This window comes from Streptomyces sp. NPDC054813 (assembly GCF_053611365.1).
This window is the reverse complement of record NZ_JBSHAF010000002.1, coordinates 444,251-468,984: the sequence shown is the minus strand read 5'-3', so window position 1 is coordinate 468,984 and position 24,734 is coordinate 444,251. Positions and strand designations below refer to the sequence as shown.

General features: G+C 71.6%; 22 protein-coding genes. 3 read left to right on the top strand and 19 right to left on the bottom strand.

Features of this window, described 5'->3' with window-relative positions; genetic code table 11:
* Window positions 1–196: 196 nt before the first annotated feature.
* The 4 genes from ACWGJB_RS05545 to ACWGJB_RS05530 form a co-directional block, all read right to left on the bottom strand.
* Complete coding sequence (locus ACWGJB_RS05545; RefSeq protein ID WP_453378939.1) at window positions 197–1,453, bottom strand: ATP-grasp domain-containing protein; 1,257 nt, start codon at window positions 1,451–1,453, stop codon at window positions 197–199.
* Between the two features lie 12 nt (window positions 1,454–1,465).
* Window positions 1,466–2,365: a response regulator transcription factor gene (locus ACWGJB_RS05540; protein ID WP_453378938.1), complete on the bottom strand. Its 900-nt coding sequence runs from the start codon at window positions 2,363–2,365 to the stop codon at window positions 1,466–1,468.
* Window positions 2,366–2,381: 16 nt separating this feature from the next.
* Window positions 2,382–3,386, bottom strand: coding sequence for an asparagine synthetase A (locus ACWGJB_RS05535; protein WP_453378937.1), 1,005 nt, complete (start codon window positions 3,384–3,386; stop codon window positions 2,382–2,384).
* 243 nt (window positions 3,387–3,629) lie between these two features.
* A complete protein-coding gene (locus ACWGJB_RS05530; RefSeq protein WP_453378936.1) occupies window positions 3,630–4,307 on the bottom strand; it encodes a helix-turn-helix domain-containing protein in 678 nt (225 codons plus the stop codon).
* Between the two features lie 568 nt (window positions 4,308–4,875).
* Here ACWGJB_RS05530 and ACWGJB_RS05525 point away from each other — a divergent pair.
* Both ACWGJB_RS05525 and ACWGJB_RS05520 read left to right on the top strand, forming a co-directional pair.
* Entirely contained in the window at window positions 4,876–5,562 is a 687-nt protein-coding gene (locus ACWGJB_RS05525) for a DUF5995 family protein (protein ID WP_453378935.1), read from the top strand.
* A 95-nt stretch (window positions 5,563–5,657) separates the two neighbouring features.
* Window positions 5,658–6,587, top strand: a complete 930-nt coding sequence (locus ACWGJB_RS05520; RefSeq protein ID WP_453378934.1) for an LLM class F420-dependent oxidoreductase — start codon at window positions 5,658–5,660, stop codon at window positions 6,585–6,587.
* Here the strand turns inward: ACWGJB_RS05520 and ACWGJB_RS05515 are convergent.
* From ACWGJB_RS05515 to ACWGJB_RS05470, 10 genes are all read right to left on the bottom strand, one after another.
* The gene (locus ACWGJB_RS05515) at window positions 6,584–8,281 is read right to left on the bottom strand and encodes a flavin monoamine oxidase family protein (protein WP_453378933.1); all 1,698 of its coding nucleotides are present in this window, start codon (window positions 8,279–8,281) and stop codon (window positions 6,584–6,586) included. The genes ACWGJB_RS05520 and ACWGJB_RS05515 overlap by 4 nt on opposite strands.
* A gap of 80 nt (window positions 8,282–8,361) precedes the next feature.
* Window positions 8,362–9,150: a carbon-nitrogen hydrolase family protein gene (locus tag ACWGJB_RS05510; RefSeq protein WP_453378932.1), complete on the bottom strand. Its 789-nt coding sequence runs from the start codon at window positions 9,148–9,150 to the stop codon at window positions 8,362–8,364.
* 152 nt (window positions 9,151–9,302) lie between these two features.
* The gene (locus tag ACWGJB_RS05505) at window positions 9,303–9,683 is read right to left on the bottom strand and encodes a DUF742 domain-containing protein (protein WP_453378931.1); all 381 of its coding nucleotides are present in this window, start codon (window positions 9,681–9,683) and stop codon (window positions 9,303–9,305) included.
* A gap of 7 nt (window positions 9,684–9,690) precedes the next feature.
* On the bottom strand, window positions 9,691–10,110 hold the full coding sequence (locus ACWGJB_RS05500) for a roadblock/LC7 domain-containing protein (protein ID WP_453379036.1): 420 nt from the start codon (window positions 10,108–10,110) through the stop codon (window positions 9,691–9,693).
* 151 nt (window positions 10,111–10,261) lie between these two features.
* The gene (locus ACWGJB_RS05495) at window positions 10,262–12,610 is read right to left on the bottom strand and encodes a nitrate- and nitrite sensing domain-containing protein (RefSeq protein ID WP_453378930.1); all 2,349 of its coding nucleotides are present in this window, start codon (window positions 12,608–12,610) and stop codon (window positions 10,262–10,264) included.
* Between the two features lie 178 nt (window positions 12,611–12,788).
* Window positions 12,789–14,240, bottom strand: coding sequence for an HAD-IA family hydrolase (locus tag ACWGJB_RS05490; protein ID WP_453378929.1), 1,452 nt, complete (start codon window positions 14,238–14,240; stop codon window positions 12,789–12,791).
* Window positions 14,241–14,295: 55 nt separating this feature from the next.
* Entirely contained in the window at window positions 14,296–15,369 is a 1,074-nt protein-coding gene (locus tag ACWGJB_RS05485) for an ABC transporter ATP-binding protein (RefSeq protein WP_453378928.1), read from the bottom strand.
* A 3-nt stretch (window positions 15,370–15,372) separates the two neighbouring features.
* On the bottom strand, window positions 15,373–16,191 hold the full coding sequence (locus ACWGJB_RS05480) for an ABC transporter permease (RefSeq protein ID WP_453378927.1): 819 nt from the start codon (window positions 16,189–16,191) through the stop codon (window positions 15,373–15,375).
* Window positions 16,176–17,075, bottom strand: a complete 900-nt coding sequence (locus tag ACWGJB_RS05475) for an ABC transporter permease (protein ID WP_453378926.1) — start codon at window positions 17,073–17,075, stop codon at window positions 16,176–16,178. Before ACWGJB_RS05475 ends, ACWGJB_RS05480 begins: the two co-directional genes overlap by 16 nt.
* Complete coding sequence (locus ACWGJB_RS05470) at window positions 17,072–18,232, bottom strand: ABC transporter substrate-binding protein (protein ID WP_360495382.1); 1,161 nt, start codon at window positions 18,230–18,232, stop codon at window positions 17,072–17,074. The genes ACWGJB_RS05475 and ACWGJB_RS05470 overlap by 4 nt, the downstream gene beginning before the upstream one ends.
* Window positions 18,233–18,468: 236 nt before the next feature.
* On the opposite strand from ACWGJB_RS05470, the gene ACWGJB_RS05465 reads away from it, so the two are divergent.
* Window positions 18,469–19,209, top strand: a complete 741-nt coding sequence (locus tag ACWGJB_RS05465; protein WP_453378925.1) for a GntR family transcriptional regulator — start codon at window positions 18,469–18,471, stop codon at window positions 19,207–19,209.
* A 178-nt stretch (window positions 19,210–19,387) separates the two neighbouring features.
* Here the strand turns inward: ACWGJB_RS05465 and ACWGJB_RS05460 are convergent, their stop codons facing one another.
* The 5 genes from ACWGJB_RS05460 to ACWGJB_RS05440 all read right to left on the bottom strand — a co-directional run bounded on the left by ACWGJB_RS05460 (window position 19,388) and on the right by ACWGJB_RS05440 (window position 24,582).
* A complete protein-coding gene (locus tag ACWGJB_RS05460) occupies window positions 19,388–19,840 on the bottom strand; it encodes an Lrp/AsnC family transcriptional regulator (protein WP_046726552.1) in 453 nt (150 codons plus the stop codon).
* Window positions 19,841–19,848: 8 nt separating this feature from the next.
* Complete coding sequence (locus tag ACWGJB_RS05455; protein WP_453378924.1) at window positions 19,849–21,303, bottom strand: amino acid permease; 1,455 nt, start codon at window positions 21,301–21,303, stop codon at window positions 19,849–19,851.
* Window positions 21,304–21,621: 318 nt separating this feature from the next.
* Window positions 21,622–23,064 (bottom strand): GuaB1 family IMP dehydrogenase-related protein, encoded by a 1,443-nt coding sequence (locus tag ACWGJB_RS05450; protein WP_453378923.1) that lies wholly within the window; start codon window positions 23,062–23,064, stop codon window positions 21,622–21,624.
* 171 nt (window positions 23,065–23,235) lie between these two features.
* On the bottom strand, window positions 23,236–23,547 hold the full coding sequence (locus tag ACWGJB_RS05445) for a barstar family protein (protein ID WP_453378922.1): 312 nt from the start codon (window positions 23,545–23,547) through the stop codon (window positions 23,236–23,238).
* Between the two features lie 81 nt (window positions 23,548–23,628).
* Entirely contained in the window at window positions 23,629–24,582 is a 954-nt protein-coding gene (locus ACWGJB_RS05440) for a Dyp-type peroxidase (RefSeq protein WP_453378921.1), read from the bottom strand.
* Between the last annotated feature and the right edge of the window lie 152 nt (window positions 24,583–24,734).

Sequence of the window (24,734 nt, the reverse complement as noted above, 5' to 3'; positions counted from 1 at the left end):
GGGCCGGGGGGGCGGGGGCGGGGGGGGGGGCCCCCCCCCCCCCCCCCACTTCCCCGCGCCCCCCGGGGCCGCCCCCCGCCCCCCGCCCCCCCCGGGGGGGGGGGGCCGGCCCCCGTCGTCCGTCCCACCCCGCACCCACGCGCCCCGCCGGAAGGATCCCGGCGGGGCGCGCGCGGAGGGCGGCGGGTGGTGCGGGTCAGACGTCGGCCAACGCGTCCTGCTCGGTCGCGATGACGATGCGCTCGGACGCCGAACGAGCCGTGCGTTCGGCGCCCCTGCCGTCCGGCCCCGTGGCGATCACGAAGCCGGAGCGCTCCCAGGAACTGCGGATCGGCTCGACGTGCGAGCCCACCTCCACGGCGACGGCGACGTCGCACACGCCCGCCGTGGACCGGGCCTCGTCGATCCCGCTGACGGACGTTACGCGCCCGGGCGAGACACCCAGGAACCGGATGGCGGCGCCCCCCGGCCGTCCGGGCACCGGAGCGGGCTCCTCCCCGGCCGCGACGCGGAACCAGTTGCGCAACAGGCTCCAGTCATAGGCGAGTTCGATGAGCCGGTGGATCTGGTCGCCGGGCAGCCGCGCGGCGCACTCCACCAGGTGCGGCACCCCGTCCTCGATGATCCACTCGCCGTGCATGACTCCGGTGCGGAAGCCGGACGCGCGGGCCAGTGCCAGCATGCTGTCGCGCAGCGATCCGCGTACACCGCTCTCGGGGGGAGCCGGGACGACGTGCCCCATCTCCACCGGGTGGACCCCGCCGAGCAGGCGCTTGGCGGTCGCGTTGCAGAACAGCGGAGTCCCGTCGCGCAGCAGCAGCTCCGCGCTGAACTCCTCGCCCAGAAGCCGTCGTTCGGCCAGGTAGGGGGTGGGTCCGCCGCTCAGGCGCATGGTTCCGCCGGTGGCGTTGGGCGCGGTGGTGTGCCGCCAGGCCGCCGCCACGTCCGCGCCCGGTTCGAGGAGCAGGACGCCTTCGCTGGACTGGAGGTTGGCGGGCTTGAGGACGAAGCCGTCGGGGCATCCGGCGGCGAAGTCCGCCGCTTCGGCCGCGTCGGACACCTCTCTCCAGGCGGGCTGCGGGATGCCCGCCTCGTCGGCGAGCCGCCGCTGACGGCGCTTGTCGCGGAAGATCCGGGCGGCCTCGGTGCCGGGGCCGGGCAGGCCCCAGGCGTCGGCGAGAACCGCCCCGGCCACGACGCCGTAGTCGTTGCCCGGCAGCACGGCACGTACACCGGGCGGCGGAGCGATGAGAGCGGGGAGCCGGTCCGCGTCGGTCTGGACCGGGGCGGGCAGGACGTCGGCGAAGCAGGCGATCTCGCCGGTGCGGTCGCGGGCGCCTCGTACGGCGAGGACTTCCGGTTCGTCCACGACGAGGACGCTGTCCGGCGCCAGGAAGCCGTCGAGGACGCGGAGCAGGTCCGCGCTGTATCCCACCAGGACGTATGCGGGCATGATCGGTTCCTTTCAGATCTCTCCGGGGCTGAGTTCGCCGTGCTGGACACCGCAGCCCAGAGCCGCCTGCATCAGCAGGACCGCTTCGAGGCGGTTGCGCACGCACAGTTTGGTCAGGGCGTGGGAGACGTGGCTCTTGATGGTGGCTGGGGAGACGACGAGGCAGTCGGACACCTCGCCGGTCGACATCCCCTCCGCGAGCAGGGTCAGCACCTCCCGTTCCCGTCGTGTCAGGCAGCGCAGCCGGACCGCGAGATTCCGGCCGGCGTCCGCGGGCTGCATGGCCACGCAGAGTCCGACGAGGTCCGGAGAGAGCACGATGTGCCCGGTCGCGGCGGCGGCAGCGGCCTGCGGCAGGTGGGACAGCGCCCAGTCCTTGCTCAGGCAGCCGGAGGTGCCCGAGGCCAGGGCGGCGTCCAGCCGGTGCTTGGTCCAGTCGACGCCCACCAGGAGGGTCCTGCCGCCTCGGCGGGTGACGTCCTGGGCCTTGAGGACGTGGTTCTCCAGCGGGCCGGAGACCAGGATCGTCAGGTCCGCCCGGTGCAGCGGCCACTCGGCGGGCGGGCGGCGGCTGTCGCCGGTGGCGACGAGGCTGACCTGGTCGTCCGCCTGCAGGGTGCCGCCGAAGACCTGGCGGGAGACCGGGTCTCCGTCGACCAGGAGGACCCGGGGCGGTTCGGCGGAGGGCGGGGCGGGCGGCGCAAGCACCTGCGCCGGTGCGGGCGCCGTGGCCGGTCCGGCCGTCGCGGCTCCCGTGGCGGCCGGTGCCACGGGGGCGGCCCCTTTCACGGCGGGTCCGGCCGGGCGTGGGGGGAGTCGGGGGAGGTGGTCGAGGAACGCGGCGGCGGGCAGCACCCCGCCCCGCGCGGTCGCGCCGATCTCGCGCTGCGGGTGGCTCGTGATGCGGGTCATCGCGGCACCTCCGCGGTCAGGGCGAGACGACGCCGGGAAGCTTCGGGAAGGCGGTGGTCTGCCACACGTAGTCGGCGCCCACCAGGTAGCGGGTGAATCGCTGGACACCGAGCCCGAAGCCCGCGCTCGGCGGTATGCCCTTCTTCACCTCGTCCAGGTACCAGCCGTACTTGGCGGGGTTCTCCCCCGTCTCACGCATCCGGGTGATCAGGCGCCGGTAGTCCGACTCGCGTTCACCGCCGCTGATGACCTCGCCGTACCCTTCCGGCATGAGGAGGTCGAACGTCCGCAGCACGCCCGGCCGTTCACTGTCCTCGCGCTCCAGGAAGACGCGCGAGCCCTTGGGGTAGTCGGTCAGGAACACGGGGCGGGAGCTGCCCTCGGAGAGGATGCGCTCACCCTCCCAGTCGATCTCGGCCGCCGCGCTCTGGCCGTGGCCGCCGTCGATGAGGCGGGTGACGGCGTCCACGTGGGCGAGCCGTTCGAACGGGGCCGCGAGCATCGCCCGCAGCGAGTCCACATCGCGCCCCAGGTCGCACAGGGCGGGTCCGGACTCGGCGAGGACCGCCCGGGTGGCGGTGACGATCAGCTCCTCGGCCAGGTCCATGACCTGTTCGCGGCTGGTGTGCGCCATCTCGATGTCCAGCTGATGGAACTCCGCCAGATGGCGCTGGGTCGAACAGGTCTCCAGCGGCTCCATCCGCACGTTCGGAGCGACGTAGAAGATCTTGTCGAAGGCGAGCAGGGCCGCCTGCTTGTAGACGAAGGCGCTCGTCATGAGTTTGTACCGGTGGCCGTAGAAGTCGACGTCGACCTGTTTGGCTCCGCGAATTCCGGGGTCGGTTACCGGGCCGATGACGGGAGGGAGGAGTTCCACGAATCCGGCGTCGTACAGGAATTCGCGGGCATGCCGCAGGAATAAGTTCTGCAGGCGCAGAATCTGGCGGGTCGTATCGGAGGTGAGGTGTGCTCGCGGCCCGGGTGGGAGGTGCGTGCCGACCACGACTGCGGGTGCTGACATTCTTCGTGCTCCCTCGTTCTCTAAAGGGTCAGGTGAAGAACTTCGCCTGCTTGACGCTAGAGGAGGGAAGCGGTCGCTCCGGAATTTTCCGGCGGAACATGACCGGAATTCCGGTGGCCGGACGAAGGGTCGCGGGCACGTGCGAGCGCCCTGCGGGAGGTGCCGCTCGGGAGCGGGATCCCACAGGGCGCGCGGGAGTGTCACGGCCGGGCGCCGGCGTACCGCGGGGGCGCGCCCGCGACCTCAGCGGGTGCGACGTTCCAGGTAGGCGGTGCCGCCGTCGACGGCGGCCAACCGCCAGCCGTCGCGGGCCATGTCGTTGAGGACGCCGGTGGCACCGGGGCCGGCGCCCTCGGGGAGCGGAACGGCCCTGTACTCGTATGCGCAGGTGTGCGCCGGGCGCCGCGCACCCGGAGGACCGGCGGGTTCCCCGTCCCGGCCGTGACCGGCCGTGCCGGTTCCGGAAGTGGCCGCCGGGGTGGTCCCCACAGGGGCTCCCGGGCCGGGGTCGTCGTGCGTTCCCCGGGCGGAGGCGGGAGAGGCGAGGGGGATCGATCCCTGTCCGAGTGAGGATCCGGATAATCGCAACCCTCGTTCGGGGAGTCCGTGAGCGTCGGGAAAGGACTCCACCGGGTCGGCCGCCCGTCCGAAGTCCGGGCGGACGTCGCCCGGACTTCCGTGTGGGCCCTCGCACTCCTCTTCCACGGCGAGTTTCAGCAGTCGGTGCCGAGTGGACCCGTCGATGCGGAGAGCGTCGGCGAGCAACTGGACGGTCTCCTTGCGCGGATGGCGCACATGGCCCTTCTCCAGGTTTCTGATCGCGCGGGAACTGATGGTGGAGAGGTCGGCCAGCTGTTGCTGGGTGATGCCGGAACGCAGTCTGGTGCGCATCAGCATCTCGGCGAACTGAGGGTTTTCCATGAGGTCACTCCGACATCGGACATCTCGTGGACCGTACTCCCCCGGATCCGGTTCGCGGCCTCCGGTGTCGCCGCGCTCGGCGCGTCCGGCGACGTCGCTCCCCACCTTAGGAAGCGTCCCGCCGGGTCTCCAGGTAAGGACCGTCGTACGCCAACGCTTCGCGACAACCTTCCGGCGGCCGACCCCCCGGACCCGTATGCGCAGGTGGGACACCGCTCCGGACCCACGAAGCCGCTCCGGCTGACCGAACGGGCAAAGAGGACACCCGAACGGTACGCCCGGACCGCGCGCTTCACCGGGCCGGGACGTCGCGTCCTGTCTGACCTGCGGGGAGGGTCCACCCAGCGGCGGGGCACCGGTGACAGGAACCGGACGGCGCCCGCCCAGCAACGTAAAAATTGCCAAATGGCCGAATCCACATGCTGGTTGGTGATGCACCGAGTGCGGGAGCCGGGCAGGTGGGCCAGGCACGGCCGTGCTCCCCCTCACGTGCGACGCCGTCCCCCGTTCCGGGGACGCGCCGGGCCCGTCGGCGCGCTCGGCAGCCCAGGGCTGGGACCCTTCCCCCATGGCGCAGTCGGAACACCTCACCGCTCCGGTCGGCACCGTCGTCTCCCGGATGCGCGCGCTGGACGCGGCCCTGCCCGGGCGGGACGGGGTCGCGGTCTTCAACCGTGTCTACCTCTCCGTCACGGAGGAGGTCGAACGGCGACTGGACGCGGGCCGGTTCGGGGACCCGAGAGCCGCCGCGACGCTGGACGTACGGTTCGCGGAGCGGTACCTGGCCGCCGTGGACGCGGCCGCCGGCGACCGCCGTCCGCCGGCCTGCTGGCGGCCGCTGTTCCAGCTCCGCCGGCATCCCGGTGTACGGCCGCTGCAGTTCGCGCTCGCGGGCATCAACGCGCACATCGGGCACGACCTGGCGCTGGCCGTGGTGGACAGCTGTCGTACGCTCGGCTGCGAACCGGCCGATCTGGAGGACGAGTTCGACCGCGTGGGCGAGCTCCTCGTCTCGCTGGAGGAGCGCATCCGTGAGGATCTGATGCCGGGTCCCGACCTGCTCCAGATCGCCGATCCGCTGACCCATCTGCTCGGTTCCTGGAGCCTGGAGCGGGCCCGGGACGCCACCTGGTCGGCGGCGCGGATGCTGTGGGCGCTGCGCCGGTTCGGTGACCTGGCCGAGGAGTTCACCGAGCGGCTGGACGCGGCCGTGGGGCTGGCGGGCCGGATGCTGCTCACACCGCTGTCCGGCTGAGGTGGCCTGATCCGATCGATGCACGAGCCGCCTCGGGATCCCCTTGTGATCGCCTTACGTTGACGGCACGCACCCGATTGCGAAGGAGCACCGGTATGGCGACTCGGCTGGGCCTCAGCCTCCCCCAGATGCGGCAGTATTCCATCGGCACAGACGTTCCGGACGTGGCCCGTACCGCCGAGGAGATCGGCTACGACAGCCTGTGGGTCTTCGAGCGGGCCCTCTTCCCGGAGCCCGCCACCCAGGGCCTGTACGGCATCGAGGGCCTCCCCTGGCCGGACGCGTACCGGGACGTGGCCGAGCCCCTGGTCACGCTGGCCATCGCCGCCGCGGCCACCGAACGGGCGCGGCTGGGCAGCAGTGTGCTGGTGGCGCCGCTGCACGTCCCCTTCCAACTGGCCAAGTCCCTGGCCTCGCTGGACGCGGCGAGCGGCGGCCGGGTGATCGCGGGCCTGGGCACCGGATGGTCGCTCGACGAGTACGCGGCCGCCGGAATCCGGCCGTTCGAGGAGCGCGGCAGGGTGCTCGACGAACTGATCGAGGTGTGCCGGGCGGTGTGGGGCCCGGACCCGGTGAAGTACGACGGCCAACTGACGAAGATCGCCTCCGCCGTGGTCGGTCCCAAACCCGCCCGGCCGATCCCGATCCTGCTGGCCGCGGGCAACAAGAAGGCCCAGCGGCGGCTGGTGGACCACGCCGACGGCTGGCTGCCGGTGGGCATGGGCGCCGAGCAGCTGGCGGCCCAGTGGCGGGAGTTGCAGGACCTGGCGGCCGAACGCGGCCGCACGGACCCGATCCAGACGGTCGTGCGGGTCAACGCCGTGTACACGGCCAAGCCCTATGACGGCCCGGACCGCCAGCCCTTCCAGGGCAGCGCCGACCAGATCGTCGAGGACCTGGTGACGCACGCGGCGGTCGGCCTGGAGGAGATCCTGGTCGACCTCCAGACCACTCCGCGGGACGCCCAGGAACTCAAGGAAGTCGCCGCGGAGGTCTACGAGAAGGCCCGGGCGGCCGGGGTCTAGTCCTCGGGGAGTTCGACCGGCGCGATCTCGTCGTAGACGTCACCGGGGCCCGGGTTGACCGGGTCGGTCTCGCCTCCGAAGTGGTGCATGACGCCCCAGACCGCGTTCAGCGCGGTCTGGACGGCGCCCTCGGCCCACCCCGCCGTCCAGGAGATGTCGTCGCCGGCGAGGAAGATGCCCCGCTTGTCCGCGGGCAGCCGGTCCTGCACGAAGTGCGTGAACAGGCGCCGCTGGTAGCGGTAGTGGCCGGGCAGGTTGGCCTTGAACGCGCCCATGAAGTAGGGCTCGTTCTCCCAGGAGACGGTCACCGGGTTGCCGATGATGTGCTTCCTGATGTCGACCTTCGGATAGATCTCGCCGAGCGACTTCAGCATCACCTCCATCCGCTCGTTCGCGGACAGCGGCAGCCACTTCAGGCTGTCGTCGCACCAGGTGTAGGAGAGGCAGATGACGGCCGGCTTGTCCGGGCCGTCGTCGAGGAGGTAGGTGCCGCGGGTCATCCGGTCGGTGAGCGTCATCGACATGACGTCCCGGCCGGTGTCCTCGTCCTTGTCCAGCCAGAAGGGCCGGTCGACGGGGACGAACAGCTTCGAGGACTCCATGTAGTGGGTGCGCTCGATCGCGGTCCAGTGGTCGATCGGGAAGAGCGAGTCGTCGCAGGCGATCTTCGAGAGCAGCATCCAGGACTGGGCGGTGAAGATCGCCGCCTGGTAGGTGCGGATGTCGCCGTTCGCGTCCGTCACGGTGATCCGGTTGCCGGTGGTGCGGTGCAGCCGGGTCACGGCGGGGCGGGGCGCGCCGTTCGCGTGCAGTTTCGCGAGCGAGGTGCCGTACGCCCAGTGCACGATCTTCTCCGGCTCGCGTTCCCAGAGCCGGACCGGGAGCTGCTGGCTGCCCCCGACGATCCCGCGGTGGTGGTCGTCGGCCTCGGTGTAGACGACCCGCAGGATCTCCAGGATGGAGTTCGGGAAGTCCGTGTCCCAGCCGCCCGTCCCGAAGCCGACCTGGCCGAAGATCTCGCGGTGCCGGAAGGACTTGAAGGCCTCGGAGTCGCAGAGGAAGCCGTAGAAGGTCTGGTTGTCGAGCTTCTCGACGAGCCGGGACCAGATCTCGCGGATGCGCGGCACGTCCCGCTCGCGCATGGCGCGGTTCATGTCGGAGAAGTCGGCGCCCTCTTCGAGGCACTTGTTCCAGGCGTCGGCGACGTCACGGTAGACCTGCGGCAGGTCGGCGGCCGTCTCGGCGTAGTGCGACTCGCCCTTGAGGTCGACGACGGTCGAAGGGGTCGCCTCCGCAAGGGGGTTGGGGAAGGGCCGGGTCTCCAGTCCCACCAGGTCGATGTAGTGCTGGAGGGCGGTGGAGGACGGCGGGAAGCGCATCGCGCCCATCTCGGCGCTCAGCGAGGGGTCGCAGCCTTCGAAGCCGACGGTCCGCAGCCGTCCGCCGATCTGGTCGGCCTCGTACACGACCGGCTTCAGGCCCATCTTCATCAGCTCGTACGCGGCCACGATGCCGGACAGCCCGCCGCCGATGACCGCGATCTCGGTGCCGTGCTCGGCCGCGGGTATCTGGCCGAGGCCCGCCGGGTGGGCGAGGAAGTCGTCGTACGCGTACGGGAAGTCCGGCCCGAACATGGTGATCGGCGGCTGCTGCTCGTCTGCGTGCTCGACGGCGTTGGGCACGGTGGACGTCATGGGGTACGGGCTCCTTGCGACTTGCGACCTGCGAAAAGAAGAGACAGGGGAGGTGACAGCGGGAAAAAACGGGGGGGAGGTCAGACCAGGGACCCGTAGAGGCCGGGGCGGCGGTCCTTCAGGTAGGGGTTCGCCTCGCGGGAGGCGGCGAGGAGGGCGGGGTCGATGTCGGCGATGACGAGTTCCTCGCCGCGTCCGGCCCGGGCGCGGGCCACACCGTCGGGGCCGGCGAGGCCGGACAGCCCGAAGAAGTCGAACTCGCCCTCCTGGCCGACCCGGTTGACGTACGCCACGTACATCTGGTTCTCCCAGGCCCGCACCGGGACGAGGGACTCGGCGACGAACTGGAACGGGTGCATGTTCGCCGTCGGGACGAGCAGCAGGTCGGTCCCGGCCAGGGCGTGGGCACGGACGGGCTCCGGGAACTCCACGTCGTAGCAGATCATGATCCCGACGGTGAGGCCGTTCAGCTCGGCCTGGACGACCGGCTGCTCGCCGGGCGTGAAGTGGTCGCGCTCGAAGCCGCCGAAGAGGTGGGTCTTGCGGTAGTTCGCGAGCCGGGTGCCGTCGGCGGAGATCAGCTGGGCGGAGTTGTGGACCGCGTCGCCGGCGCGCTCCGGGTAGCCGTAGGCGATCGCCAGGCCGTACCGGTGGGCCAGCTCGGCGATCGCGTCCGCGCAGTCGCCGTCGGCGGGCTCGGCGAGGCGGGCGATGTCGTCGCCGATCGCGTAGCCGGTCAGGAACATCTCGGGTGCGACGAGCAGCGCGGCGCCCGCGGCGGCGGCCCGGCCCGCGGCCTCGTCGAGCGCCTTGAGGTTCTCGACGGTCGAGCCGGGGCGGCCGGAGCTCTGGAGCAGGGCGGTGCGCATACGGGTCCTCACCGGGTACGGAGGGGGTCTGGGGCCCTTTAGACGGTAAGTCGGTCAGACCGGGCCGGACAAGGAGGAGCCGTTGCGCGTGGTCGAACGGTTCGTTGCGTGATACAGGTGTCCGGCGGCGATTCGTTGCGCCGGACGCGCCCCTACAGCTCCCTCAGCCGCTCGACGATCTCCTTCAGCAGCGCGGGGTCGGCGCCCGGACCGGCCGGTGCCACGCGGCGCGGCAGGTCGATGCGGACCAGGCCGGCCTCGGCGAGGTCGCCGAGCAGGACGCGTACGACGGTGAGCGGCAGGTCGGCGTCCGCGGCGAGCTCGACGACCGGGCGGGCGCCGCGCCGCACCAGGGCGAGCAGGGCGGTCCGGGCATGGTCGACGTCCGGCTCGGCCGGGTCCGCGTCCACCGCCGTGACCTGGGACATCAGGTCGATGGTGTGCCGTCCGGAGGGCTCGGTACGGCCCCGGGTCACGGTGTAGGGGCGGACCAGCGAGCCGGTCTCGTCCTCGTACCAGTGCTCGTCGCTCACCGGAGGGTCAGGGGGTCGAGCGTGCGGCCGCGTCCAGGTGGCGGCCGAGGCGGCGGACGAGCAGGGCCATCTCGTGGGCCAGCTGGCCGACGTCGGTGCGGACGTCGCTGAGGACGGCGAGCCGGCTGCCGTGCCCGGCCGGGGTCACGAAGAGATAGGCGTCGTCGAGCATCACCATGGTCTGCCGTACCTCTCCGGCGCCGAACCGGTCCCCTGCCGAGCGGGCCAGGCTGTGGAAGCCGGAGCAGACGGCCGCGAGATGCTCGATGTCCCGTCGCCGCATGCCCTCGGAGTGGCTGAGCGGAAGCCCGTCCGCGGTGAGCAGCACGGCCTGCCGGACGTGGTCGGTCCGGGCGACCAGGTCGTCGAGAAGCCAGCCGAGGTCACTGCCGGGCTGGGCGCCGGGCCCTGGGCCGACGGCAGGCAGTGGGCCACGGCCGACCCGGGAAGAGGGGACAGCACTACCGGAACCGACAGCCGAGCCGGGGCCGACAGCCGAGCCAGGGCCGGTGGCCGGGTCGGAATCGGTGGCGGACGGGTCGGAATCGATGGCCGGGTCGGGTGGCTGGGGCTGGGCGTCACTGGTCATGGTCGGCGCGCGTCCTTTCCTCGATGTGGTCCGGCTCCTCGGGTCCGGTCGGCAATCCCCTGCGCCCTCGGTCCAGCCCGCGCTGGAAGGCTCCGAAGACCGCCCGCATCTCGTCGGCGTCCAGATCGCGCTCGACGGGCGGGGCCGGGGCCACCGGGCCGGCGGCGCGCAGTTCGGGGGCGAGGGAGGCCTGGCGGGTGCGGGTGGGCAGGGCCGGGGGCACGTCGGGGGCGGGATCCTCGATCCGGCTCGGCCGGGGCTCCGTGTCGTGGCCCGCTCCGGCCTCGTCGGCCGGCGCCGACGCGGCCGCTCCGCCGAGCGCCGGGGATTCCCCGGCGACCGCCGTACCGCCGTGGGGCGGCAGGACGCCGACCGCCGACGTGGGTCGGCCCCCGGCACGCGTCGGCCGGCTGCCGTGTTCCTCCGCGGACGCCCGCCGCCCTCGCTCGCCTCCCCGTCGGCCGCTCTCCGGCTCCACCTCCGCCAGCACCGCCGCAGGCAGCAGCACCACCGCGGTGGTGCCCCCGTACGGCGACTCCCACAGGGTCACCTCGATGCCGTGCCGGGCGGCCAGCCGGCCCACGACATAGAGGCCGAGGCGGTCGTGGCGGGTCGGGTCGAAGGCTTCGGGGTCGGTGAGGGTGCGGTGGGCCTCGGCGAGCTGGTCGGCGTCCAGGCCGAGGCCCCGGTCGTCTATCTCCAGGGTGAAGCCGTGGCCGACCCGGCCGGTGCGCAGGGTGACCTGGGTGTGCGGCGGCGAGAACACCGTGGCGTTCTCCAGCAGCTCGGCGACCAGGTGCACGACGTCGGCGACCGCGTCCGCGGCGACCCCGACCTCGGGCATCGGCGGCACCACGACCCGTGGGTAGTCCTCGATCTCGCCGACCGCCGAGGACACCACGTCGGCGACGGGCACGGGCCGCCGCCAGCGCCGCCCGGGAGTCGCGCCGGAGAGGATGATCAGGCTCTCCGCGTGCCGGCGCATCCGGGTGGTCAGATGGTCGATGCGGAACAGCTCGCCCAGGACGGCCGGGTCGTCGGTGCGCCGCTCCAGGGTGTCGACGAGTTTCAGCTGGCGGTGGACGAGGGCCTGGTTGCGGCGCGCGATGTTGAGAAGGACCGCGAACAGGCCCCTGCGCAGCGTGGCCTGCTTCACCGCCGCCTCGACGGCGGCCAGCCGCGCCCTGTTGAACGACCGGCCGACGTCCCCGATCTCGTCGTGCCCGGCCTCCCCGGCGGCCAGCGGCGGCGCCTCGATGACCGCGTCCACGTCCTCACCGGCGCTCAACCGGCTCATCAGGGTGGGAAGTTGGTGTGCGGTGAGCAGGTCGGCCGCGTCCCGCAGGGTTTCCAGACGGCGTGAGATGCGGCGCGCCCCGCGCACCGTGAACCACAGCGAGAGCCCCACCGCCGCCAGCCCTACCACGCCGACGACGGCCGCCTTGGTCAGCTCCCGGTAGGCGAAGTCCCGTCCGCGCGCGGCGGAGTTCCGCGCCGACTCGGTGCACAGCAGCATGTACTGCTTGACGGCCCGGTCGGTGGTCGACCGCCAGGTGTCCGCGGCGACGGCCGCACCGGCCCGGTCCGCACCGGCCCGCAGCAGCGCGTCCTCACCGCGCGTCAGCGAGCCGTACAGCTCGCCGCGCTGGAACCGCTCGAACAGCCCCCGCGAGTCGGAGGGCAGGTCGGGGACGTAGGTCCGCTGGAAGACACGGCGGTCCTCGATGGTCGCGGTGAGGCTGCCGTACTGCCTTTCGGTGAGCCGTCCGGCGGCCCGGGCCCCCGTGACCAGCGCGTCCTCGCGCGAGACGAACTCCCGTACTCGCACCAGCTCGACGACGACCTGCGACTCCCGGGCCAGCTGTCCGGCCTGGAGGGCGGTGAGGGTGGACTCGACGTCGAAGCCGGGTTCCACCAGGGCGCTGTAGTCGGTGACGGCGCTGTCCCAGGAGATCCTCCGGGACAGCACCCGCTCGCGCAGTCCCTCCAGCCTGCCGGCGGCGGTCACCATCGTGTCGAGGGCCGCGCGCTGCCGGTCGCTGAGACGGCCGCGGTCACCGCCCCGGACCGCGTCCCGCATGGCGTCCACCGCCCGGTCGGTGCGCCGCTGCTGTGCGAGCAGGTCGGCGGCGGTCGCCGTGTCGAGCCGGGCGCCCAGGTAGGCCGCCGACAGGCGCCGCTCGATCTGGATCTGCCCGATGGCGGTGTCGACGGGGGTGCCGTAGTCGTCGTACACCCCTTGGAGCCGGATCAGCGCGCGGAGTTCGGCGGTGACCGAGACCATCGCGAAGCTCCACAGAGCCGTCAGCGCGACGGCCGGGGCGAGGGCGAGCGCCACGATCCGCGCGCGGACGGTGGTGGGTCGGCGCGTGAAGCGAGATCGGGGTCCCCCCGGCCGGAGGGTGGCGGAGGGCCAGCGCATGGATTGCCTACCGGTGTTACCAGCGAGTAAGGAGCCCGGCACAACCTACGGGATGCCCCCGATGACCGCAATGGTTGCCCCCGGTAACCCCGAGTCAGGACTCCATGGCGAAGGTGCTGACGACGGCCGCGTGGTCGGACGGCCAGTCGTTGCCCGCCACCTCGGGCCAGGGCGCGGGGATGCCGCTGACGTAGGTCCGGGAGTCGAGCACGCGCAGCCCCCTGTGCAGCACGTAGTCGATCCGGTCCTGCGGCTCTGGTCGCCCGCTGCCGTCCTCCTGCACGGGGTGGATCGGCGACCAGGTGTGCCCCGGCGCGGTCACCGGATCCGGATGGACCTCCCGGTAGGAGTCGCGGAACCCGGCCTGTTCGGCGGCCTTGGTCACCGGCCACTCGACGTCCCTCCAGTCCAGGTGGGATGGACAGTTGAAGTCCCCCACGAGCACCACCGGCACCGCGCCGTCCCCGATCCGCCGCAGTGCCTCGCGCAGTTGCCCGAGCCGTACCGCCTCGTGGGCGATCAGCTCGGCCGCCCCGAGTCCGTCGAAGTGGAACTCGTAGGGCCCGTACGGGGTGTAGTGCAGATGCGCGGTCCAGACGTCGACCTCGCGTCCGGGGCGTACGGCGATCCGCACCCCGGCGGCTCCGTAGAAACCGACCTCCGGGTCACCCAGGCGGGCGGTGATGGGGTACCGGCTGATGATCCCGAGGTTCTCGCCGGCCGTGTGGTGGTGCCAGCCGAGGGCCTCGGCGAGTTCCCGGGCCGAGGTGCCGGCGGTCTCCTGGAGTCCGACGACGTCCGCGCCGGCCTCCAGGACGGCCTTGACCTGCTTGGCCCGGTGGTCGTCGATCCGGCTGCCGCCGAGCCACAGGTTCCAGGACATGACCCGCAGTTCGGGTACCGCCATGTCGCTCAGCTGCTTCGGCGTGACCCCGACGAGGGTGTCCCGGACGGTCCGGCCGGGTGCGCCGCCGATCGGCGCGAGCGAGGGCACGGCGAGCACCGCGCAGCCGGCGGCCTCGGCGGAGGCCACCCCGGTCTCGGTGTCCTCGACGGCGACACAGGCCGCCGGGTCGACACCGAGGGCCCGGCAGGCGGCGAGGTACGGGTCGGGGGCGGGCTTGGTGCGGCCGGTGTCGTCGGCGGTGACCGAGGCGGCGAACCGGCCGGCGCCGAGCGCGGCGAGCACGAGGTCGGCGACCGCGCGTGGGGACGCGGTGACCAGGGCGGTGGGAACGCCGGCCGCCGCGAGCGCGTCCAGCAGGTCGAGGGCGCCGGGGCGGGGCACGATGCCGGTGCGGACGCGGTCCGCGAACTCACGGTGCAGCTCGGCCGCGAGGTCGGCGCCGGACCTGCCGGTGCTGCCGGCCAGCCACTGGGCGGTGTACTCGACCGGACGGCCCAGCACATCGGGCTCGTCGGCCTCGCCGAGCGTCCGCCCGGCAACGCGTTCCACCGCCTCCCACCACAGTCGCTCGGTGTCGACGAGCGTTCCGTCCATGTCGAACAGGACGGCCTGGAGTGGGAGTCGGGGGTGGGGGGTCACGTTGTTGTCATTCCTTACTTCTGGGTTTCTGGATACTTCCGGACTTCTGGAAGCGTTACTTCTGGGTACGGTCCGCCACGAGCACCGGCCGCTCGGGCAGCGACACGCTCACCGCGGCTCCGGCGCCCAGACCCGCGGCCTCGTGGGCGGGCAGATCGGCCTTGGCCTCGGTGCCGTCGGCGAGCCGTACGGTGACCCGGACGACCGCGCCCAGGAAGGCGGTGGCGACGACGGTGGCCGTACCGGTGCCGTCCGCGCGCACCTGGACCGCCTCGGGCCGTACGAGCACGTCGACCTCGCTCGCGTCCGGCGCCTGTCCGTCGACCGGCAGCCGCTGACCGAGCACCTCGACCCGGTCGTCCTTGACCGTGCCCGGGATCCGGCTCATCGTGCCGACGAACTCGGCGACGAAGGCGGTGGCCGGACGGCCGTACAACTCGGCGGGCTCGGCGCACTGTTCGAGCCGCCCGGCGCGCATCACGGCGACCCGGTCGGCGACGGACAGCGCCTCCTCCTGATCGTGCGTCACGAACAGGGTGGTGATGCCGAGTTCCTGCTGGAGGCGGCGGATCTCCTCGCGGAGGCTCAGCCGGACCTTGGCGTCCAGCGCGGACAGCGGCTCGTCGAGGAGGAGCACGCGGGGGCGCAGGGCCAGGGCGCGGGCGAGCGCGATGCGCTGCTGCTGGCCGCCGGAGAGCTGGTGCGGGAACCGTTCCCCCTTGTCACCGAGCCCGACAAGGTCCAGCAACTCGGCGGCCCGCGCCCGTCGTTCACTCGTGCGCACCTTGCGCATGCGCAACCCGAACGCCACGTTGTCGACGGCGTTCAGATGCGGGAAGAGGCTGTACGACTGGAAGACCATCCCGGCGTCACGGCGATGGGCCGGGACCGAGGTGACGTCCTTGCCGTCCACCAGCACCGCGCCGGAGTCGGGGTGTTCGAACCCGGCGAGCATGCGCAGCGCGGTGGTCTTGCCGCAGCCGGACGGGCCGAGCAGAGCCAGGAACTCCCCGGGGCGGACGGCCAGATCGAGTCCGTCGAGGGCGACGGTGGCGCCGAACTCCCGTCGCAGCGAACGGAATTCGACGGTGGCGGCGGTGGTGGCCTTCTCAGGCGTGCTGACACTCATGGTTCATCCCCGGGAGGAAGCGGTACGGTCACGGCCGCCGGCACCGGCGAGCGCGAGGAGCAGGGCCCAGGTCACCAGGAGACTGAGCACGGACACGGCGACGGACATCTGAGCCTGCGAGCCGCCGACGTTGTAGATCCACACGGCGAAGGGCTGGAAGCCGAGCAGCCGCGCGACGGTGAACTCGCCGAGCACCAGCGCCAGGGTGAGGAAGGCCGCGTTGAGCAGCGCCCCGCGCAGATTGGGCAGCACGGCCCGCACAAGGGCCTGCGGCCAGTTGGCACCGCAGCTGCGGGCGGCCTCGACGAGGGTGCGCACGTCGATCGCGCGCAGTCCGGCGTCCAGCGCCCGGTACACGAAGGGGAGCGCCATCACGACGTACGCGAGGACCAGGACGACCGGGAAGTCCGGGTTCTGGATGGCGACGAACGTCTCGAACAGCGGGGTCCGGGAGAGGTAGTCCGGCCCCCACTTCAGCACGCTCGCGATCCCGGCGACGAAAGCGATCGGCGGCACCACCAGCGGCAGCGAGCAGACGATCTCGACCACGGGGCGCAGCTTCGGCGCGCTCAGCCGCAGGGCGACCACGGCGGGCACCATCAGCAGCAGCACGACGGCGATGGTGGCGAGGGCCAGCTCCAGCGAGAGCAGCAGGCTGGAGAGGAAGCCGTCGGCGGACAGGATCTGGGTGTAGGCGTCGAAGGTGACGCCCTGGCCGGGCACGTCGACGGTGAAGACGACGGAGGCGCCCAGCGGGACCAGGAAGTACAGGGCGGCCAGGCCGAGGACGGCCCAGCGCCAGGGGGTCAGGCGTCGAGCCATCGGGCGCTCCGTCGTTGCAGGGGCAGGTACACGGCCATCACCACGCCGGCCACCAGCACCATGTCGAGGCTCAGGGCGAGGGCCACGTTCTCCTGGCCGACCAGGACGTTGCCGGAGATGGCGTCGGCGATCTGCAGGGTGACCAGCGGGACCGCGCTGCCGACCATCGCGGCGGCGGTGGCGTAGGCGGCAAAAGCGCTGCCGAAGAGCAGCACGAGCCCGCCGAGCAGCGAGGGCGCGAGCACGGGCAGCGCCACGAACCGCCAGTACTGCACACCGGTGGCGCCGTTGTTGAGCGCGGCCTCCCGCCACTGCGCCCGCAGTCCGTCCAGGGCCGGGGTGATGGTGAGGACCATCAGCGGGATCAGGAAGTAGAGGTAGACGAGGACCAGTCCCCAGAAGCTGTACAGGTTCCAGCCGTGGTCCGCGAGCCCGAGGTGCACGGTCAGCACACCGGCGTTGCCGAGGGTCGCCACGAACGCGAACGCCAGCGGCACACCGCCGAAGTTGGCGAGCACGCCGGAGGCGGTGAGCACGGCCTCGCGCAGCGCCCGGGAGCGCGAGCTGACCACGGCCTGCGCGAGCGGCAGCCCGAGGACGGCCGCGATGAGGGCGGAGAGCGCGGACAGCTTGACGCTGCCGACGAGGGCGGTGAGGTAGGGCCCCTGGAGGGAGTCCGTGAGGTTCTTCCCGGTGTACGAGGACACCCCGCTGGCCGGGTCCTTGACCGTGAAGGCGCCGTTCAGCATGGCCACGGCCGGCAGCCCGAAGGCGACGGCCGTGAAGACGAGCAGTGGGACGACGGCCAGCCAGCCGGGGGCGCGGCGCCGCCGCTTCTGGGAAGCGGCGGACGCCACGTCGGCCTGCGTGAGCGTGGCCGTCATCCGGAGACGGCCTTCGACCAGCCCGTCGCGAGGACCGTCTTGGCCTTGTCCTGCTGGGCCTCGGTCGGGAAGGACGGCGTGCCGGTGACCGCGGGCAGCTTGGCGGCGGCGGTCTTGTCCAGGGAGCCGGCGGACTCCATGGAGGTCATCAGGACCGGGCGGGCGTAGCCCTTGAGCCACAGGTTCTGACCCTCGGTGCTGTACAGGTACTCCTGCCACAGGCGGGCGGCCGCCGGGTGCGGGGCGTCCTTGTTGATGGCCTGGGAGTAGAACTGGGCGTACTGGCCGTCGGTCGGGATGGTGACCTTCCAGTCCACGCCCTTGGACTTGAACTCGTCGGCGTACCCGGCGTTCAGGTAGTCCCAGTCGATCGAGATGGGCGTCTCGCCCTTCTCCACGGTGGCCGGGGTGGACTCGACGGGCGTGTAGTTGCCGTTCTTCTTCAGCTTGGCGAAGAAGTCGAGGCCGGGCTGGATGTCGTCGAAGGAGCCCTTGTTGGCGAGCGCGGCCGCGTAGACGCCGCCGAACGCCGAACCGGACTTGGTCGGGTTGCCGTTGAGGGCGACCTGGCCCTTGTACTGCGGCTTGAGCAGGTCGGCGAAGGTGGTCGGGCAGGTCTTGACGCGCTTGGCGTCGCAGCCGATGGAGATGTACCCGCCGTAGTCGTTGTACCAGCGGGCCTGCGGGTCCTTCTGACCGGTGGGGATGTCGTTGTACGAGGTGACCTTGTACGGCGCGAGCAGCCCCTGCTGAGCCGCGCTGAGCGCGAAGGAGGAACCGAGGTCGAGGACGTCCGGGGCCCGGTCCTGGCCCTTGCGCGAGGTCACGGCGGTGATCTCGTCCTGGCTGGAGCCGTCGGGGCTCTCGTCCTCGATCTTAATGCCGTACTTCTTCTTGAAGCCGTCGATGATGGCGCCGTAGTTGGCCCAGTCGCGGGGCACGGCGATGATGTGCAGCGTGCCCTCCTTCTTGGCTGCGGCGACCAGCTTGTCCATGCCGCCGAGGTCGGCGGCGGAGGTGGCGGTGGCAGCGTTCTTGCCGTCGGAGGTGGTGGACGCCGAGTTGTCGGGGGCGGCGCCGCAGGCGCTCAGGGCGAGCGCGGCAACGACGGCGAGGGAGCCGCCAAGGACGGCGGTTCTCGGCAGGGACACGGTCACGGTCTCTCCAGGGAGTACGCACGAGGGTGGGTGGCGCTGTGGGTGGCACGGGCAAACTTGTCTGAACAAGTTGGCTCACAGTACGCCCGGCGCGGGTGTCGGGACTGTGAACTCCGGAAAAACCCTGGCCCCCAATTCCCTGCACACTCCTGACCGGTTCCGGGCTGACACGAATCACACGGAAACGTCGATTAGGCTGGTCACGCTGTGCACAGCGGCCTATCCAGAGGGGAAGCATGACGGCGCGACACGAGGAGATCGCCGACGAGCTGCGGCGCGCCATCGACCGTGAGGAGTACACCGTCGGCAGTCGGCTGCCCTCGGAGACGGAGCTGGCGGCGCAGTACGGCGTCTCCCGCGGCACCGTCCGCCAGGCCGTCGCCGCGCTCACCTCCGAGGGGCTGATCGGCTCCCGCCAGGGCGCCCGCCGGGTGGTGCTGGCCAGCCGGCGCAGCCAGAGCTTCGCGGAGCTGCGCAGCTTCGCGCAGTGGGCGCGGTCGATGGGCCGCGAGGCGACCGGACACGTGGTGTCCCAGGAATACCGCCCCGCCACCCAGGAGGACGCGGTCCGCCTCCAACTTTCCCCCGGCACAGCGGTGTTGCACGTACTCCGGGTACGCGGCCTGGACGGCGAACCGGTGTTGCTGGAACGGACGGTGTACGCGGACTGGATCTCCCCGGCGGTGGCGGCGATAGAGCCGGAGTGCCCGTCGGTGACTCAACGCCTGTACGAGGACACGGGGTTGGTCTTCGCGTACGGCGAGCACGTGATCGACGCGGTCGCCTGCGGCGCACGGGACGCCGAACTGCTGGGGGTCCGCCGGTCGAGCCCGCTGCTGCGGGTGCGGCGGGTGACGACGACACGGGAAGGGCGCCCGGTGGAGTGGTCGGACGACCGGTACCGGTCGGACGCGGTCAGCTTCAGCGTGCACAACTCCATCGACAGCAACGCGCTGGCGCGGATGACCGCGGGATAGGGGGCCGGGGGTGCGGTCGCGTGCCGGGTGCGGGTGCGTGGAGGTTGCTCGCGCAGTTCCCCGCGCCCCTACAAGCAACTCAACTGGTCCCACCTTCAGGGGCGCGGGGAACTGCGCGATCAGCCACGATCTACCCGCACCCGGCACACGACCGCACCCCCCGAGCCCTCCCCGCCCCTCACCCCGGCGCGCCTGAGGAGAACCTCCTCAGCAGCGGCGACAGCACCAGTACCGACTTGGTGCGCTCCACGAACGGCTCCCCCGCGATCCGCTCCAGGACCCGCTCGAAGTGCCGCATGTCCGACGCGAAGACCTGCACGACCGCATCGGCCTCACCGGTGACCGTGGACGCGGCCACCACCTCCTGGTACCGCTCCAGCCCCCGCTGGATCGTCTCCGGTGAGGTGTTGCGCCGGCAGTAGATCTCGACGAACCCCTCCGTCTCCCAGCCGAGGGCCGCAGGATCGACCCGCACGGTGAAACCCGTGATCGCTCCGGTGGCGCGCAGCCGGTCCACGCGCCGTTTGACGGCGGGCGCGGACAGGCCGACCAGTTGCCCGATGTCCGCGTAGGAGCGGCGGGCGTCCTCGGCGAGGGCGTGCACGATGCGTTCGTCGAGATCGTTCAGCAAGGGGTCGTTCAGCTTTCAGGTGTTGCAAGACGGGACCGGCGATAGCCGTACAGGAAGTAGAACACGAGCCCGACCGCCATCCAGACTCCGAAGACCACCCAGGTGACGGCCGAGAGGCTGCCCATCATCCAGACGCAGAATCCGAAGCCCAGCGCGGGCAGCAGCGGGGACAGCGGGACGCGGAAGGTACGGGGCATCGCGGGACGCGTCCGGCGCAGCACCACCACCGCGATGTTCACCAGGCCGAAGGCGAACAACGTGCCGATGCTGGTGGCGTCGGCCAGCTGCCCCAGCGGGATCGCGGCGGCCAGCACCCCGCAGAAGACGGAGACGATCACCGTGTTGGCCCGGGGCGCCCCGGTCTTCGGGTGGACCTTGGCGAACACCTTGGGTACCAGGCCGTCCCGCGCCATCGCGAAGAGGATGCGGGTCTGGCCGTAGAGCACGGTCAGCACCACGCTGGCGATGGCGACGACCGCGCAGGCGGCCAGCAGGGTGCCCCAGAAGCTCTGGCCGGTCACGTCCCGCATGATCTGGGCGAGGGCGGCCTCGGAGTCGTTGAACTGCCGCCACGGCTTCGCACCGACGGCGACGGCCGCGACGAGGACGTACAGCGCCGTCACGATGACCAGCGACAGCATGATGGCCCGGGGCAGGTCGCGCTGCGCGTTCTTCGCCTCCTCGCCTGCGGTGGAGGCCGCGTCGAACCCGATGTACGAGAAGAACAGCGTCGCCCCGGCCGCGCTGACACCGGCCATCCCCAGCGGCATGAAGTGCGCGTAGTTGCCGGACCTGAAGCCCATGAAGCCGATGGCGCAGAACAGCACCAGCGCGGCGATCTTCACGCACACCATGATCGTGTTGGCGCGCGCCGACTCCTTGGCGCCGCCGAGCAGGAACACCATCGCGAGGAGCACGACGATCAGGGCGGGCAGGTTGAAGACACCGCCGTCGACGCCGGGCGGCGCGGACAGGGCCTTCGGGAGGGTGACGCCGATGGTCCCGGCGAGCAGCTCGTTGAGGTACTCGCCCCAGCCGACCGCGACCGCGGCGACCGAGACGCCGTACTCCAGGAGCAGACACCAGCCGCAGACCCAGGCGATCAGCTCGCCCATCGTTGCGTATGCGTACGAGTACGAGGAGCCGGCGACCGGGATGGTGCCCGCCAGCTCGGCGTAGGAGAGCGCCGAGAAGAGCGCGGTCAGCCCGGCGATCACGAAGGACAGGGTGACGGCCGGGCCGGCCTTGGGGACGGCCTCGCCGAGGACCACGAAGATGCCGGTGCCGAGGGTGGCGCCGATGCTGATCATCGTCAGCTGCCAGAGCCCGAGGGAACGCCGCAGCGTGCCCCCTTCACCCTGCCCGCCTTCGGCCACCAGCCGCTCGACGGGCTTCCGCCGCATCAGTCGGGCACCGACGGAGGGGGAAACGTCGGTTCGTTGGGGTGCGCCTTGGTCAAGCACGCGCGGCTCCTTCGTCGCTGCGGGTCTGGGCGGCCGGGACCGGCGGCGCCCATCCCGCCGGGCCCCACCGAGCGGGGTCCCGGCCACGCCACGTACAGCGCATGACCCTATGAGCCAGCCCTTCACGGACGTAATGCAGCAACCTTGCACGTACACGCAAGATCGTTGCGTGTGTGGTCGGAGGGTGCACATTCATTGCACGCCGGGTGCAACGCGCCCCGAAGGGGCGCGGGGATGTATCAATATGCGGCTCCGCCGCGCAGGCGCGAGCAACCACGAGGGACCCGCACCCGAAGGCGACGAGGCACCCTCTTTCGGTCAGCTCCAGCTCGCGTGCAGCGGCTGGCCCTCCGCGTAGCCCGCCGCGCTCTGGATCCCCACGATCGCCTTCTCGGCGAACTCCTCCAGGGACCCCGCACCGGCGTAGGTGCACGAGGACCGCACGCCCGCGATGATCGAGTCGATCAGGTCCTCCACGCCCGGCCGGGCCGGGTCGAGGAACATCCGGGACGTCGAGATGCCCTCCTCGAAGAGCGCCTTGCGGGCCCGGTCGTAGGCCGACTCGTCGGACGTACGGTTGCGCACCGCACGCGCCGAGGCCATGCCGAAGGACTCCTTGTACAACCGCCCGTCGGCGGCCTGCTGGAGGTCGCCCGGCGACTCGTACGTGCCGGCGAACCAGGATCCGACCATCACGTTGGACGCGCCCGCGGCCAGCGCCATGGCGACGTCCCGCGGGTGCCGGACACCCCCGTCGGCCCACACGTGCTTGCCGTACTTCTTCGCCTCCGCGGCGCACTCCAGCACCGCCGAGAACTGCGGCCGGCCGACGCCGGTCATCATGCGGGTGGTGCACATGGCGCCCGGGCCCACACCCACCTTGATGATGTCCGCGCCCGCGTCGACGAGGTCCTTGACGCCTTCGGCGGAGACGATGTTGCCGGCCGCGATCGGGACCTGCGGGTCGAGGCCGCGGACCAGCTTGATCGCGCTGATCATCGACTCCTGGTGGCCGTGCGCGGTGTCGATGACGAGCGTGTCGACGCCCACGTCGAGCAGTTGCTTGGCCTTGTCGGCGAAGTCCCCGTTGATGCCGACGGCGGCGGCGATCCGCAGCCTGCCCTGCGCGTCGGTGGCCGGGGTGTACAGGGTGGCGCGCAGGGCGCCCTTGCGGGTGAGGATGCCGGCCAGCTTGCCGTCCCGGTCGACGGCGGGCGCGTAGCGGCGGTTGGCCGCGTCCAGCTTGTTGAACGCCTCGCGCGGGTCGATGTCCGCGTCGAGCAGCAGCAGGTCACGGGACATGACCTCGGCCAGCTGGGTGAAGCGGTCGACGCCACTGAGGTCCCGGTCGGTGACGACGCCGACGGGGCGGCCGTCCTCGTCGACGACGACACCCGCGTTGTGCGCTCGCTTGGGCAGCAGGGCCAGCGCGTCGGCGACGGTCTGGTGCGGGGCCAGCACGATCGGAGTGTCCAGCACCAGGTGGCGGCTCTTCACCCAGGTGATGACGTCGGTGACCACGTCGATCGGGATGTCCTGCGGGATCACGACGAGTCCGCCGCGCCGGGCCACCGTCTCGGCCATCCGCCGGCCCGCGATCGCGGTCATGTTGGCGACGACCAGCGGGATGGTGGTGCCCGTGCCGTCCGGCGAGTCGAGGTCCACGCCCTGACGCGAGCCGACCGCGGAGCGGCTCGGCACCATGAAGACGTCGTCGTACGTCAGGTCGTACGCGGGCTGGATGTCATTGAGGAAACGCACGTGCCGCACATCCCGGTCGATCAGAGGTGACCCCCGGACCGGCCGGCCAGGGGGAAAAGCACGTACTTCATTGTCCCATGGCGACCGGTATGCGGTGCCCGGGACGAACGTCCAGGCAGGTCAGCGGTGCTTAGGAGGAACCTCCAACGGCGGTGCGCACGGCTTCCCGACTCAGCCGAGGGCGAGCGCCACCGTCAGTCTCGGTTCGCCGTCCGAGGCCTGGGCGAACACGTCCTGGGCCGTCTTCCACTCGTCCGGCCGGGTCCCCGCGTAGCCCTGCCAGCCGGTCACGACCAGGAGGAGCCCGCGGTCGACCGCCTCCGGCGGCCAGACCGAGGGGTCGCGAAGGCTGTCGGCCAGGGCGTCCCAGTTGCGGCCGAACCAGTCGGGCAGGCTCAGGGCGAGGACGGCGCGGTCCATGAGACCGGCCTTGTCGGCGACCCCGGCGAGGTCGAGCATGACCAGATGCGGACTCGTCGTCATCTCAGCACCGCCCGGGAGGAGTTGTAGGGATCACGGTGTAGTAGATCCCACCGGTGCACCGCGTGACAATGCACACCGGCGTCATGCCTTCTCGGGAGCCGGGGGCAGGTCGTCGAGGAAGTCGCCGGACGGCACGTGGAAGAGCGTGCCGGTGACCGCCGTGGAGAAGTCGAGGATCCGGTCGTGGGCGGCGTCCTGCGTGCCGAGGAACATGTTGCGCAGCATGCGCTCGATGACGTCCGGGGTACGGGCGTACCCGATGAAGTAGGTGCCGAACTCACCCTGGCCGGGGCTGCCGAAGGGCATGTTGTCGCGCAGGATGTCCTGCTCCACGCCGTCCGGTCCGGTGACGGTGTTCAGGTCGACGTGCGAGCCCGGCTCCTCCAGCTCGATGTTGGTGGCCTTGGTACGGCCGATGATCCGCTCCTGCGTCTCGACCGGCAGCGCGTTCCACGCGTCCAGGTCGTGCAGGTACTTCTGCACGATCACATAGCTGCCGCCGGCGTGCGCGGGGTCCTCCGCCCCGATCAGGACGGCCCCACGGGCGGCGGCGCCGACCGGGTTCTCGGTGCCGTCGACGAAGCCCAGCAGGTCACGGGCGTCGAGGTACTTGAAGCCCTGTACCTCGTCCTCGACGGTCACCGCGTCCCGCAGCCGGTGCATGATCTCGGCGGCCAGCCCGAAGCAGAGGTCGAAGCGGCCGGCCCGGATGTGGAGGAGGACGTCGCCGGAGGTGGCGACCGCGGTGTGCCGGGAGCCTTCCAACGGCTGGAAGGAATGCAGTCCTGCCGGGCGCGGATGGTCGAACAGCCGGTCCCAGGCCTCGGAGCCGATCCCCGCGACACAGCTCAGGGCGGCTTCCGGGGCGCCGAAGCCGAAACTGCGCCGCAGCGAGCTCAGATCGCCCAGCACTTCCCGTACCCGCTCCTCGTGCCCGGGGCGGACGGTGACCACCAGGAAGATCGCGGCGGTGGTCAACGGTCCTAGCACCGGCTGTGGTTCGGCTTCCCGTGCGGGCTGGGGTTCATTGCTCACCGCGTCCTCCCGATGCGATCGGCGCTCGGCCTGTCGTACACATGAGCCGCGCACGTAAGTCGTACACGTATGTCGTACACATAATCGGGGTCGGCGGCGCTCAGTCGACGCAGACGCTCCATGCGACAGCGTCGAGATCGGCCCACAGACTG